Origin of the sequence: Pseudomonas sp. FEN (genome assembly GCF_904067045.1) — a bacterium.
Taxonomy (GTDB): Bacteria; Pseudomonadota; Gammaproteobacteria; order Pseudomonadales; family Pseudomonadaceae; genus Aquipseudomonas.
The window spans coordinates 75,028-88,704 of sequence record NZ_CAJFDC010000014.1; the positions used below are offsets into that span (position 1 = coordinate 75,028).

At 59.1% G+C, this 13,677-nt stretch carries 12 protein-coding genes and 2 pseudogenes; 8 read left to right on the top strand and 6 right to left on the bottom strand.

The window, feature by feature from the left end; genetic code table 11:
* Window positions 1-82 precede the first annotated feature (82 nt).
* Entirely contained in the window at window positions 83-1,096 is a 1,014-nt protein-coding gene (locus PFEN_RS16810) for a zinc-dependent alcohol dehydrogenase family protein (RefSeq protein ID WP_191487950.1), read from the bottom strand.
* A gap of 201 nt (window positions 1,097-1,297) precedes the next feature.
* Here PFEN_RS16810 and PFEN_RS16815 point away from each other — a divergent pair, with 201 nt between their 5' ends.
* Complete coding sequence (locus tag PFEN_RS16815) at window positions 1,298-2,212, top strand: LysR family transcriptional regulator (RefSeq protein ID WP_224770987.1); 915 nt, start codon at window positions 1,298-1,300, stop codon at window positions 2,210-2,212.
* Window positions 2,213-2,522: 310 nt separating this feature from the next.
* On the opposite strand, the gene PFEN_RS16820 is transcribed toward PFEN_RS16815, so the two are convergent.
* Complete coding sequence (locus tag PFEN_RS16820; protein ID WP_191487951.1) at window positions 2,523-3,641, bottom strand: NADH:flavin oxidoreductase; 1,119 nt, start codon at window positions 3,639-3,641, stop codon at window positions 2,523-2,525.
* Between the two features lie 102 nt (window positions 3,642-3,743).
* Here PFEN_RS16820 and PFEN_RS16825 point away from each other — a divergent pair, with 102 nt between their 5' ends.
* On the top strand, window positions 3,744-4,127 hold the full coding sequence (locus tag PFEN_RS16825) for a winged helix-turn-helix transcriptional regulator (RefSeq protein ID WP_191487952.1): 384 nt from the start codon (window positions 3,744-3,746) through the stop codon (window positions 4,125-4,127).
* A 168-nt stretch (window positions 4,128-4,295) separates the two neighbouring features.
* Here PFEN_RS16825 and PFEN_RS16830 read toward each other — a convergent pair whose 3' ends face one another.
* Window positions 4,296-5,042, bottom strand: coding sequence for a nitroreductase (locus PFEN_RS16830; RefSeq protein WP_191487953.1), 747 nt, complete (start codon window positions 5,040-5,042; stop codon window positions 4,296-4,298).
* 92 nt (window positions 5,043-5,134) lie between these two features.
* Window positions 5,135-5,242 (bottom strand): annotated as a pseudogene (locus PFEN_RS16835) (helix-turn-helix domain-containing protein); the annotation flags it as partial.
* Window positions 5,243-5,395: 153 nt separating this feature from the next.
* Here PFEN_RS16835 and PFEN_RS16840 point away from each other — a divergent pair.
* Window positions 5,396-5,641, top strand: a pseudogene (locus tag PFEN_RS16840) (aldo/keto reductase); the annotation flags it as partial.
* Between the two features lie 193 nt (window positions 5,642-5,834).
* On the opposite strand, the gene PFEN_RS16845 reads toward PFEN_RS16840, so the two are convergent.
* Entirely contained in the window at window positions 5,835-6,767 is a 933-nt protein-coding gene (locus PFEN_RS16845; RefSeq protein ID WP_191487954.1) for a helix-turn-helix transcriptional regulator, read from the bottom strand.
* Between the two features lie 596 nt (window positions 6,768-7,363).
* On the opposite strand from PFEN_RS16845, the gene PFEN_RS16850 reads away from it, so the two are divergent.
* From PFEN_RS16850 to PFEN_RS16865, 4 genes are all read left to right on the top strand, one after another.
* Entirely contained in the window at window positions 7,364-8,713 is a 1,350-nt protein-coding gene (locus PFEN_RS16850) for an MFS transporter (protein WP_191487955.1), read from the top strand.
* Between the two features lie 99 nt (window positions 8,714-8,812).
* Window positions 8,813-9,505 (top strand): fumarylacetoacetate hydrolase family protein, encoded by a 693-nt coding sequence (locus PFEN_RS16855; protein WP_191487956.1) that lies wholly within the window; start codon window positions 8,813-8,815, stop codon window positions 9,503-9,505.
* A 42-nt stretch (window positions 9,506-9,547) separates the two neighbouring features.
* On the top strand, window positions 9,548-10,312 hold the full coding sequence (locus tag PFEN_RS16860) for an SDR family oxidoreductase (RefSeq protein WP_191487957.1): 765 nt from the start codon (window positions 9,548-9,550) through the stop codon (window positions 10,310-10,312).
* Between the two features lie 33 nt (window positions 10,313-10,345).
* The gene (locus tag PFEN_RS16865) at window positions 10,346-11,284 is read left to right on the top strand and encodes a 2-hydroxyacid dehydrogenase (RefSeq protein ID WP_191487958.1); all 939 of its coding nucleotides are present in this window, start codon (window positions 10,346-10,348) and stop codon (window positions 11,282-11,284) included.
* A 23-nt stretch (window positions 11,285-11,307) separates the two neighbouring features.
* Here the strand turns inward: PFEN_RS16865 and PFEN_RS16870 are convergent, their stop codons facing one another.
* On the bottom strand, window positions 11,308-12,189 hold the full coding sequence (locus tag PFEN_RS16870) for a LysR family transcriptional regulator (RefSeq protein ID WP_191487959.1): 882 nt from the start codon (window positions 12,187-12,189) through the stop codon (window positions 11,308-11,310).
* Between the two features lie 108 nt (window positions 12,190-12,297).
* Between PFEN_RS16870 and PFEN_RS16875 the strand changes: the two genes are divergently transcribed.
* Entirely contained in the window at window positions 12,298-13,557 is a 1,260-nt protein-coding gene (locus tag PFEN_RS16875) for a YbfB/YjiJ family MFS transporter (protein ID WP_191487960.1), read from the top strand.
* Window positions 13,558-13,677: the final 120 nt, after the last annotated feature.

The following is a 13,677-nucleotide window of genomic DNA, read 5'->3' on the forward strand; positions in this document are numbered from 1 at the left end:
CTAGGCAGCTATTAAAAACCCCGTATCGCGGGGACGATACGGGGTTGTGTGGACTCCACCGGCCTTGGCCAGGTCAGTTGGACTAGACCTGCAGTGCCACCCGCCCGCGACAAGGACAACCGTCCATGAAGCGATGGGCCTCGACAAACTCGTCGAAGGGAAAGGTGCGGATTTCCAGCGGCGGCAACACACGGTCGGCCGTCAACTGGTTGATATCGCGCAGGGCCCGTTGCAGCGCCGCCTGGTCCTGGACAATACCCAGCTCCGGCTTACCGGTGAAGTTACCGATACAGTGCACGAAGAACTGGATGTTCTTCTGGAACGCGGCACAGGCCGGGAACGGCGTCTGGTTGCCGCCCTGCAGGCCATAGAGCACCAAGCTGCCACGCGGCGCCAGGACGTCGCCGAGCATCGACATCTGCGGGCCACCGAGGCCGTCGAAGACCATGTCGACACCGCGTCCATCGGTGTACTTGTTGATCTGCATCAGCAGGTCCTGCTCCTCGGTGACAATGACCTTGTCGGCGCCCAGGGACAACAGGTACTCACGCTCTTCCGGAATTTTGGTGGCGGCAATCACCTTGGCGCCCAGGGCCTTGCCCAGTTGCACGAAGGACGGTCCGGCGCAGTGGCTGGCATCGGTGACCAGGGCATATTGACCCGGTTTGACCCGCGCCAGGTCGACATAGGCGAAATAGGCGATCAACAGCGGCGTGTAATGCACGCTGGCCTGGACCGGCGTCAACACGTCCGGATAACGGGTCAGGGCCGAACGTGGCAGGACGATCAGCTCGCCATAGACCGGATAATCGTTGGGGCTCTGGGCTGGAAAACTGGCGACCTTGTCGCCGATAGCGAGGTCGTCGACACCATCGCCGAGCGCGGTGACCACGCCCGCCATTTCATGACCGATACCGGCCGGCAGGCGGGCCTGGGACGAAGCCAGGTTCTGCCGCCAGAGGACGTCGTACCAACTGATGCCAATGGCCTCGACACGCACCTGCACTTCGCCCGGCGCAGGCAGAGTGACCGCATGCTCTTCGCATTTGAGCACCTCGGCCGGGCCAAACTTGTGAAAACGGATCGTGCGGGACATCGCAAACCTCGTCAAATGAACCTCTAATGCCATGAACTCTATCCGGGCTTTTCTCGCAAGACCATCAGTGGCTATTAATAGTCGACATGCCTGTCATTGATTGGCGACCATTGTACACAGTTCAATTTTCCGTGCGAATCAACCACTTTTCCCCGTAAGATTAGCCTTTCCCGTCAGTGACCGTCTTGTGAAGCGAGCCCGATGAACCGTAACGACTTGCGTCGCGTCGATCTGAACCTGCTGATCGTGTTCGAAACCCTGATGCATGAACGGAGCGTCACCCGGGCAGCGGAAAAGCTGTTTCTCGGCCAGCCAGCCATCAGCGCGGCCTTGTCACGCCTGCGCAGCCTGTTCGATGATCCGTTGTTCGTGCGCACCGGCCGTAGCATGGAGCCTTCGGCCCGTGCCGTGGAGATCTTCGCCCTGCTCTCCCCGGCCCTGGACTCGATTTCCACCGCGGTCAGCCGCGCGTCGGAGTTCGATCCGGCGACCAGTACCGCGGTGTTTCGCATCGGTTTGTCCGATGACGTCGAATTCGCCCTGCTGCCGATGCTGCTCAAGCGCCTGCGGGCCGAAGCCCCGGGTATCGTGTTGGTGGTGCGGCGGGTCAACTATCTGCTGATCCCGGCCGCGCTGGGCTCCGGCGAGATCTCCATCGGCGTGTGTTACACCTCCGACCTGCCCGCCAACGCCAAGCGCAAGGTCCTGCGGCGCAGTTCGCCCAAGTTGTTGCGGGCCGACAGCATGCCCGGCCCCCTGTCGCTGGATGATTTCTGCGCGCGCCCGCATGCGCTGGTGTCGTTCGCCGGAGACCTGAGTGGTTTTATCGATACCGAGCTGGAAAAGCTCGGGCGCAAGCGGCATGTCGTGCTCGCGGTGCCGCAGTTCAATGGCTTGAGCACCCTGATCTCCGGGACCGACATCATTGCCACGGTGCCGGACTACACCGCCGATGCGTTGACCGCGGCCGGTGGCGTGCGGGCCGAGAATCCGCCATTGGAGACCCAGACCTTCGAACTGCACATGGCCTGGCGCGGCTCCCAGGACAACGACCCGGGCGAGCGCTGGCTGCGCTCGCGGATCCAGATGTTCTGTGGCGACCCGGATAGTCTGTAACAGACTTCCACTAAATTCAAAAACCCGTTTAGCAACGTGGCGCTCAGCAACATCGAGGAATTGAAGATCCGCCACGTCGCGACCAGCAACCCAACAATCGAAAGGCCGGCCGACTTGGGCGGGTGGCGCAGATGCGCTGGGAAGACGTCGACTTGGGTGTTGAGTGGCCTTAACATGTTCGGTCATTGAAACAGTCATGGCGCACTCAACAACAGATTACGATCTCGGCCTTGCAAAATCCAAGGCTAGACCTCTTTTTCCTTCAGACTAAAACCTTTGTGGCATCGCACTTTCCACTCAGCTGTAAGGCTCAAGCCAACTCGGCTAAAGATGCCGGATTGAAGCCCTTCAGATCCGCGTAATCGCCTTTTTCCACTTTGGCGACCCAATCCTTGTCACTCAGCAGGACACGCCCTACTGCGATCAGATCAAACTCTTCGCGCTCCATACGTTCGACGAGCCGATCCAGACCCGCAGGGGTTGATCCCTTGCCGGCGAAGGCATTAGTAACATCATTTTCTAGCCCAACCGAACCAACACTAATGGTCGCGGCCCCGGTTACTTTCTTCGCCCAGCCCGCGCAGTTCAGACCGTTCTCACCGTCAATCTCGGGGAACTCAGGTTCCCAGAAGCGGCGTTGTGAGCAGTGCAGGACGTCGACACCAGCCTCGACTAATGGCAACAGCCAGTCTTCCATCACCGCTGGCGTTTCAGCGATGCGTACTCCGTAATCCTGTTGCTTCCACTGGCTGACACGCATGATGATCGGGAATTCAGGGCCAACAGCGTGACGAACAGCAGACACGATCTCGCTGGCAAAACGCGAGCGCTCCTTGATCGTCGGACCGCCGTAGCGGTCGCTGCGCAGATTGGTACCAGACCAGAAAAACTGATCAATCAAATAGCCATGGGCGCCATGAATCTCGACTGTGTCGAAGCCCAAGCGTTTGGCATCTGCTGCGGCCTTGGCGAACGCTGCTACCGTGTCGGCAATGTCCTCTTCACTCATCGCCACGCCACGCGGGTCACCTGGCGAATCCAGGCCCGACGGGCTTTCCACTGGCGCATCAGGCTCCCAGTCGTTGATGTAACGCGTGGCCCCGGTATGCCAGATCTGCGGTGCCATGCGCCCACCAGCCTGGTGGACCGCATCGATTACGTTTTTCCACCCAGCCAGCGCCGCTTCGCCGTAAAAAAAAGGAATACCGGAATCATTGCGTGATGCTGGGCGATCAATCACGGTGCCTTCCGACAAAATCAGCCCAACACGTCCCTCGGCCCGCCGCCGGTAGTAGGCAGTGCTCGCTTCACCCGGGATGCCTTCAGGTGAGAACAGGCGCGTCATTGGCGCCATGACAATCCGGTTCTTCAGTTCAAGCGAGCGGATGGAAAAAGGACGAAATAAAATGCTGGTATCAGTGTTTGACATCGGATGGACTCCATTTGCTTTTGGAAGCCATATAAGTATATTTTGTAAACTAAATGTCAATTAGGCACCTAAAGTCGCCTAGGTATACATGAGGAAACTTCGATGCTGGAATTAAAACCGCAATGTTTTTCGTCGGAGTGCCCAAGCCGGGCGCTGTTCGACCAAATCGCAGACAAGTGGTCGATGATGGTTCTGGCGGTACTTGATGACGGGCCGCATCGATTTAACGCCATCAGGCGTCGCTTGGAGGGCGTCACTCAGAAGGCTCTGACACAGTGCCTGCGGCGGCTGGAACGAAATGGTCTGGTCTCGCGCCAGGTCATCTCGTTCTCACCCGTGGCAGTCCAGTATGAGATCACCCAACTTGGTCGAACACTGCAGCAGCCCTTCCGCGAATTGCATAAATGGACGCTCGACAAATTGCCTGAGGTTGAAACGGCCCGGTTGAAGTTTGACGAGGCCGCGCAGATAAACCTGACGGAGTGATTTTTTATTGACACGCCACCACTGCCCACCTGCAACGCGTTACTTGTAGGTTTACCTGCGGTATCCCTGAACCTAGCAACGCTACATTAAGTGCCTGATTGACTCCGGGTTTATCACTCAATACCCCATCCTCTGAGAAAAAGACCCGGATACACACGTATTCGGGCTTCATGGCGTTGACTCCTTACTATCGTGATGAAACCTAGTAAACGCGCTCACTGGCTCACGATCAGTCACCAAGGTATTTTCAATGCTGTTCTCGTCTGCATAGCCAAGGCTCATTCCGCACACCAACATCTGTTCAGCGGGAATCTCGAGCATGTTGGAAATAACCTGGTGGTATTTCAAAAAGGCCGCCTGTGGGCAGGTGTGCAAACCCCTTCCTCGCGCCGCCACCATCACGGCTTGCAAAAACATACCGTAGTCCAGCAGGCTGCCTTCCTTGAGCACCCGGTCAATGGTGAAGAGCAAACCGACAGGTGCATCAAAGAAACGGTAGTTACGTCCGTGCTGAGCGTGCATTCGCTGTTTGTCACCTTTCGCAATGCCCAGCAGGCCGTAGAGGTCCCAGCCCACTTTCCTGCGTCGGTCCACGTACGGCGATGTCCACTCTCGTGGATAGTACTCGTAGGCGTCTTCAAGGTGACCGCTGAGCAACGGCTCGTTATCCAGTTGAGCGATAGCCCGTGAAATCCGAGTCTTGGCAGCCCCCGTAATCACGTGGACGCGCCAAGGCTGCATATTGACGCCTGTCGCGCAAAAACGGGCGACATCCAAGATCGCCTCGATTTCTTCGCACGGCACAGGTGTGGGCAGATATGCCCGAATGCTGCGTCGTGAGGCAATCGCCCAATCAATCGTCTGGCTAAGCAGTTCAGCCGGTACTGGCGGCAGGGATAAGCGGTTCATTTTCATGCCTAGGGCCTACGGATTCAGCTATTTGACGAACGGCCACAACTCTAAAACACGAAGTTTTTCGGGACGCGCAAGACCATGCTGCGCGAACCACTCAGCGCCGACTGAGAGACGCCAAGCTGCGCCGCCGCGCGGGTAAAGCTCCGCTCGCGGGCAACGACAATGAAGGCCATCAGGTCGTTGTAGCTTCCTCTCGGCATTAATGAGCTCACTTCAATAGTCTTTGCCGACTTTACCATCTAGTTGCCTTGGCAGGCGGCCGCTAGATTGTTACATGACCTGGATACCCCATCGACGGCGCTACGCCGCACCGCAGTTGAGCGACGCTTGATCAACCTCACCGGAGAATAAACGTGCAAAAGCGCAAGCTTGGAAACAGCAACCTTGAAGTTTCGGCCCTGGGTTTGGGATGCATGAGCATGAGCGCCCTGTATGGGCCGCCGGCCGACAAGCCAGAGATGATCAAGCTGATCCGCGCCGCACATGATCGTGGCGTGACCCTCTTCGACACGGCCGAGTCCTACGGTCCGTTCGTCAACGAAGAACTTGTCGGCGAAGCCCTGCAACCGATCCGAGACCAGGTCATCATCGCCACCAAGTTGCATCGCCTGGAGGAAAACCTCGGCGCCGTCGATCTTCAACTGAGCGCGCAAGACCTGAATCAAATCAATGTAGAAGTAGCGAAGATCCGGATCCAAGGCGAGCGCCTGCCCGAAGCAGCCCTGAAAATGACCGACCTTTGACGCCCCATCCCGCACTTCGACAATGGCGATATTGCTGATGAGCAGTCAGTCACGTGCTGGACGGTGATTGCGGAGTGTCGGGATTGAGTTGCTGGCGTCTGAATTGTCCCGGAGGCTGGCCGTGGATCTGGCGAAAACGGCGCGAAAAATAAGCCTCGTCGGCGAAACCGCACAGCCTCGCCACCTCCCCCACGGGTCTTGTTCCATTGAGCAAATAATTGCGCGCCGCGTGCATCCTGCGTTCGAGCACCAGCTCGGTGAAGGTCTTGCCGACTTCCTTGCGTAACCAGTGGGTCAGGTAGGTCGGTGACAGGTAAGTCGCGGCGGCAACCTTGATCAGGTTGAGATCGGGATCGGCGATATTTTTCCGCAAATATTCGGACATCCTGCCCAGCGCATCGCGTCGGCTGACTTCGGCGGCATTCTCTTCGGCCAACCGCTTGAGCGGCTCGGCATACAAGGCACAGACGCTGCCAATAAGCTGTAGCAGCAAGCCTTTGAGCATCTCGCGGGTGCCAAACTGACGGTTCTCATCCAGCAGGCGCATCTGCGCGATCAGAGCGCAGACTTTGCTGAAATCCTCATCGCCCAGGATGAAATCCAGATGTTCCTGGAAGCGGAACGGCGACAGCTCGGGCGCCAGGAGAATCGAGACTTCCTCCAGATCCATCGGGTCGCACTGCAAATGCGGAAGGAGAAAGGTCTGGGAGAAATTGATCACCATGAAATTGCTGTCGGCCGGATGCGGAATCACGTGCACGCGATGGGGCAGGATGAAGGCCAGCGTGTTGCGCGGAAACGGCCGCTCAACGTTGCCGATATGCTGCACGGTATCGCCACCGAGGTTGACCTGGATCTGGAAATACTCGTGGCGATGCGGACTGGTCTCGGCGCGCCGCCCCCTTTTGTCGCGGATATAGAAGTCCGTCAATTCGCTGCGCTGCTGCATGACGTAGGTCGGCACTCGACTCGCTGACAACATCTCCTGAAAGTCCTCGGCAGGTACATGGGCAGGTTGTCGTCGCACTACGAAGCAGGCGGCGACAGGGGTGATTGTGCAGGTCAATCCGGCTGATTTTCAATCGAGTCATAGGATGACAGCAAAATGGAGAGGCTGTTTGTTCCCGTGTGCAAGGACTCGTCTGTCCAAAAAATAAAAACGTCTGACATAAAAATTAATCTATAAAAAACAAATAGATAAAAACAATTAAAGAGAAAATCACAAAAAATAAGCGGGTTTTATTTCTTGGACAGATGCGCTTTGCACTGTTTTCAAGAGAAAAAACGATCTAACGCCTTCGTTGATTTTGAATAGTTGTACGACCACTGTTACAGGCAACGCAGCCCGACCCATCCAAAAACAATCAAAAGGTGCGCACGCCATGAACCTGCTTCTATCCCTCGTCGACCCTCCCGACTTCACCTCGAACGACCCGGCCGCCAGGCGCATCTGAACGCCTGGCAGTGACTGTCCGCGCCGCTCATTCAAACAATGATTGCCCTGCCCTCGGCATTTGCGGCAACGGGGTCGGCTGCGCGCAAATATCTCGATTCTTCTAACAATAAAGAGGTCTATTCATGTCGAATTCGCCAACCTCCCCGTCCACCGCATCGACAGTGCCTGGCGCTGCCCAGGATGCCCTGCTCCCTCAGCGGCTGCCGACACGCCAGCGCTGGTTCATGCTGTCGTTGCTGCTGATCGCGACCATCATCAACTACATCGACCGGGTAAACATTTCGATTGCGGCACCGTTCATGGCCAAGGACCTGGGCCTGGACAAGATTGAGATGGGCCTGATTTTTTCCGCGTTTGCCTGGACCTATGCACTGGCACTGGTACCCGCCGGGTTCATTGCCGATCGCTGCGGTTCGCGGTTCACCTACGGGGTGTCGCTGATCGGTTGGTCGGCGGTCACCGTGTGCCAAGGTTTTGCCACTGGGTTCGCTTCGTTGTTCGGTTTGCGCCTGGCCGTCGGCGCCATGGAGGCGCCGGCATTTCCGGCCAACAGCCGTGCGGTCACGGTGTGGTTTCCGGCCCGCGAACGGGGACTGGCCAGCAGCATTTACGTGTGCGGCCAGTATTTGGGCACGGCACTGTTTACCGGCGCGCTGTTATGGCTGGCCACGACCTACGACTGGCGCCATGTGTTCTACAGCACCGGGATACTCGGCATTGTTTTCGGGGTGATCTGGTTGTATGTGTACCGCGATCCGCTGAACTGCAAGAAAGTCAGCAAGGAAGAATTGAAGTACATCGAAGTCGGAGGTGGACTGGTCAAGTGCAGTCAGGCGCGTACCCGCTTCAACTGGCGGCAAATCGCCGAGCTGTTTGGCTATCGGCAGATCTGGGCGATTTGCATCGGCAAGTTTGCCAGCACTTCGGCGCTGTATTTCTTTCTCACCTGGTTTCCCACGTACCTGATCGAAGAACGGCACCTGACCATGATCAAGGCGGGCATCTTTGCCGTGCTGCCGTTCGTGGGTGCAACGGTCGGCATTTTGCTCGCCGGCATTGTCTCCGACCTGCTGATACGCCGCGGCTATTCAATGTCCTTTGCACGCAAATTGCCATTGGTGGTCGGATCGATGCTGGGGATGTCGATCGTCCTGGTGAATTTCACCGATTCGAACCTGATCTGTATTGCCGTGCTGACCACGGCCTTCTTCGCCCAGGGGATCGCCTCGTCGTCATGGGCGGCGGTGTCGGAAGTCGCCCCCAAGGAACTGATCGGCCTGACCAGCGGAATCACCAGCCTGGCCGCCAACATCGGCGGCATCATCACCCCTATCGTGATTGGCGCGATCGTCCACGCGACGGGCTCGTTTGCCTGGGCCTTCTGGTTCATTGGCGGCGTGGCCCTGGCCGGCACCCTGTCCTACTCATTGCTGCTCGGCCGCTTGTATCGCATCGAACTCAAGGTGCGCTGAGCCCAGAAAAGCCTATTTCTCCAACACGAAGCGGCTTTCGTCCAACTTCACAATAGATTGCCGCCGTACGCTGACGCTTCCAACAGGACTTCTACCAGGATGAACATGCCCGAATACGTTTTTACCCCCGATCTGCCCGTGACCTTGCCGGTTGTCGGCAGCCAGCAGCGCTTCCCCGTCGGTCGGGTGTTTTGCGTCGGCCGCAATTACCCCTGGCCGGACACACAAGGCCAGTCCCGACAACCGCCGGTGTTCTTCATGAAACCGGCGAGCAATGTAGTGGATGCCGTGGGTGAAGTGGTGTTCCCGCCAATGACGGAAGAGTTCGCCCACGAAATCGAATTGGTCGTGGCCATCGGCGAGGGTGGCGCCAATATTCCAGAGAGCCAGGCGCTGGCCTACGTCTGGGGCTATGCCGCCGGTCTTGATCTGACTCGGCGTGATGTCCAGCGCGCGGCCAAGCGCAATGGTTTGCCGTGGGAAGGCGCCAAGGTGTTCGACGGCGCCGCGCCGATGACCGCCATCGTGCCGGTCACTCGCGCGGGACACCCCGATGGCGATTTGTGGCTGAGCGTCAATGGCCAGGAGCGTCAGCGCGACAGCCTCGACAGTCAGATCTGGTCAGTCAGTGAAGTCATCAGCCGGATCTCTCAGTCGGTCGCGCTGAGGGCCGGAGACCTGATCATGACCGGCAGCCCGGCGGGCGTCGATGTACTGCAGCCAGGTGACATCATCAACGCCGGGATCGACGGCATCGGCCAACTGGAAATGCGCGTCGCTCAGCGACCTTGAACCGACCACTCACCGTACTGATTCGAGAAAGGATGGAACAACATGTCTAACACTCCCCTTTTGAAAGTGGCCCTCGTAACCGGCGCCGGTAGCGGGATCGGCCGCGCCGTGGCCCTGGGGCTGATGGCCGACGGATACACACTGGTATTGGCTGGACGCCGGCTGGAGCCCTTGCAGGCATTGGTTGAGCTGGCGGCGCGCGAAGGACGCGAAGCATTGGCGGTGCCCACCGATGTACGCGACCCGGCCAGTGTCGACTCGCTGTTTGCAACCATCACCGAGGTCTACGGACGCCTGGACGTACTGTTCAACAACGCAGGGGTCAATGCCCCCGCCGTGCCTCTGGATGAACTGACATTCGAGCAGTGGCGAAACGTGATCGACACCAACCTCAACGGCGTTTTTCTCTGCGCCCGTGGTGCCTTCGGATTGATGCGTCGGCAACAGCCACAGGGTGGACGCATCATCAATAACGGCTCGATCTCGGCCCATACCCCGCGCCCGTTCAGCAGCGCCTATACCGCCAGCAAACATGCGGTGCTGGGGCTGACCAAATCCCTGGCCCTGGATGGCCGGGAATTCAACATCGCCTGCAGCCAGATCGACATTGGCAACGCCCTGACCGAAATGTCGGTACGCATGACCAAAGGCGTGCGCCAGGCTAACGGTACCATCGCGGTAGAGCCGATGGTGGATGTCAAGCATGTGGCCGATGCCGTGCGCTACATCGCTGGCCTGCCGCTGTCGGCGAACGTCCTGAACATGACCGTCATGGCCAGCGCCATGCCGTTTGCCGGTCGCGGTTGAACCGGCCTTTTTATTCCGTTACGCGAGGTCCACATGAAGCCAGAAGTCTTGCAACTCAGCCCGATCCTGATTCCCGAAATCAACGCCCGGCTGGATGAGCTGTTCACCATCAGACGTTACTTCGAGCAGACCGACAAACCCGCCTATTTGCAGGAGCACGGCGCGAACATTCGTGGCGTGATCACCGGCGGGCATACCGGAATCAGCCAGGCGTTGATGGCCCGGTTGCCCAAACTGGAAGTGGTAGCGGTCAACGGCGTGGGCACCGATGCGGTGGATCTGGCTTACGCCAGGGATCGCGGGATCCGCGTGAGCACGACCGTAGGTGCGTTGACCGAAGATGTCGCCGACCTGGCCATCGGATTGTTGCTTGCCGTGTGTCGAGGACTCTGTACCAGTGATCGTTATGTGCGTTCGGGCCAATGGCCCCATAGCGCAACACCATTGGCACCGTTGCCGTTGGCCCGTCAGGTGTCCGGCATGCGCATCGGCATCGTCGGCATGGGCCGGGTCGGCCGTGCGGTGGCGACCCGAGCCGCGGCGTTCGGTTGCCCGATCAGCTACACCGATTTGCAGCCAATGAGCGACGTGAACCACACCTTCATCGCCGATCTGAAACAGCTGGCCCGCGACAGTGATGCATTGATTCTCGCCGCCGCCGCCGACAAGGCTGAAGCCATCATCAATGCCGAGGTGCTGCAAGCGCTGGGCAAGGACGGCTATCTGATCAACGTAGCCCGCGGCAAGCTGGTCAACGAGGTCGATCTGCTGGCGGCGCTTGCCGCCGGTGAGATCGCGGGGGCGGCGCTGGATGTATTCGTCGATGAACCGAATGTTCCCGAGGCCCTGTTTGGCAACGAGCACGTGGTACTGCAGCCACATCGCGCCAGCGCGACGCTTCAGACCCGCACGCGAATGGGGGAAATGGTGGTGGCGAGCCTGCTGGACAGCCTCTCCGGGAAGGCGCTTTGAGCTTACGTTTGACAGTGTCAGACTCAGCCAAGATGCCCGCCTGAAGAAAACACTTCGACAATTTCATCGATCACCGCACGAACCCGGGCGGTGTGCCGCAGGTCCGCATGGGTGACCAGCCAGACATCATAAGGCAGCGGTCTGGTGCGCTGCGGCCACACCCGGACCAACCCGTCCCTCTCGCCCATATACACGGGAATCTCTCCCAGCCCGATCCCCGCGGCGATGGATCGTCGCACCAGCAGACCGGAACCCAGAGTCGAGACAATCCGTCCACGAGTCAGTGATTCCGAGACAAGCGTCAAATCCTTGTTGCCCTGCAAGTACGGCTGGTATACCACCAGGTCGTGCCCCTCGAACGACGAACCTGGCGTTGGCACGCCTCGGACATCCACATAACCTTGCGATGCAAACAGCCCCACCGGCCAGCGGGCAATGCGGCGGGCAATCAGGTCGGGATTGTCCGGACGGGTATTGCGCACGGCAATGTCCGCTTCACGCTTCGCCAGGCTGATCATCTGAGTAGACGCATCCAGTTGAACCCGGATGTCCGGATGTTTTTCGTGCAAACGAGCCACTGCCGGGATCAGGAAGTCGATGGCCAGGGAGTCGGTGGTACTGACTCGAACGATGCCGGTCAGTCGGTCATCAAGGCCGTCGATCTGCCGCTCCAGCTCCAGCGCGCAATGTTCCATCTTTTCCACTGACTTCAACGCCGCTTCACCGACCGCCGTCAGCGCATATCCCTCGGAGGTCCGCAGGAAAAGTGTCGCCCCCAAGGACTTTTCCAGCGCCACGATCCGCCGACCGACCGTGGCCTGATCGACCCTCAACACGCGCGCCGCGCCGCGCAACGTCGATTCGCGGCAGACCGCGAGAAACATGCGTGCATCATCCCAATTCATACGACCTCCAACCGCTGCAAATACGCAGCACTGAAAAGCAAAATCACTGCATTATTGCATCAGTAAATCTCGATATGCTGGGTATAGTCAATTCACAGGACCTTTCCCATGCGCAGCACATCACCCGGCCTCGAGCCTGCCCGCAACGCGATCTGGTTGCCGATCCTCGCCGGCCTCTGCGCCAGCCTGGTCGGTATCGGCCTCGCGCGCTTTGCCTACACGCCGTTGATTCCATCTTTGATCCAGGCGCAGTGGTTTTCCGCCAGCGATGTGGTCTACCTGGGCGCCGCGAACCTGGTGGGTTACCTGATCGGCGCACTGGCGGGTCGACCGCTGGCCCAGCGGCTGACAAACAAGAGCACGCTGCGCCTGATGATGCTGGCGGTGACACTGTCGTTGTTCGCCTGTGGCTTTCCGTTGTCAGTCAGTTGGTTTTTTGGCTGGCGCTTACTGTCCGGCGTTGCTGGCGGTGCGATCATGGTGCTGGTGGCGGCGACAGTGTTGCCTCATGTACCGGCATCGCGTAAAGGCCTGGCCAGCGGCGCGATCTTCCTTGGCATCGGTTTGGGTATCGCCGGCTCGGGGACAATTGTGCCGCCTTTGCTGAGTCTTGGCCTGCGGGACACCTGGTTCGGGCTCGGCGCCCTGGCCTTGATCCTGACCGCCGCCAGCTGGTTCGGCTGGCCGGCAGCCGCCTCACATGAAACAGCCCCGGCGCGCGACAACAGCTCGCCAGCCCCGACAAACCCTGGCGTCTACCTGCTGTTTGGCCAATACGCATTCATGGCTGCGGGGTTGGTACCCGCCATGGTGTTTCTTGTGGACTATGTGGCCCGAGGCTTGGGCGCCGGACCGCATAGGGGGGCGCTGATCTGGATCATGTACGGTCTTGGCTCGATTATCGGCCCGGTGACCTATGGCTTTCTGGCCGACAAGCTGGGGGCTCGGCTGGGCATCCGGCTGGTGCTGGTGGTGCAGGCCATCGCGCTTGGTCTAATACCGGTCTCAAGTTCCTTCCTGGCCTTGGCCGTGCTCGCGGTGGTCCTCGGCTCGTTCCCCCCGGGCATCGTACCGTTGGCATTGGCGCGCGTTCATGAGCTGGTTCCCGAGCATCATCAGCAACAGATCGCCTGGAGTCGCGCCACGGTGTCGTTCGCCACGTTCCAGGCCGTGGCCGGGTTTGCCTACTCGGCGCTGTTCAACGCCAGCGGCGGTAATCATGTGCTGCTGTTCATCTTCGCATGCGCGGCCATCGTCTTCGCGCTGCTCCTGGAACAGGCTATGCGCCTGCTGAACCGCAGTGACCGTCCGCAGGCCGGCATAGGGAGTAGTGGCCGGCCCAGCGCAATTCAACCTATTACTGGATGAATGCAACTCGATTAAACCATCTAATAAGTCAGTCAACAGACGCATATGCTTCCCCCCAAGGCGCTTCGGTGCACAGCCGCAACAAGAGGGCCGCCTGGGCTGACGCCCGTGGCGAAAAAG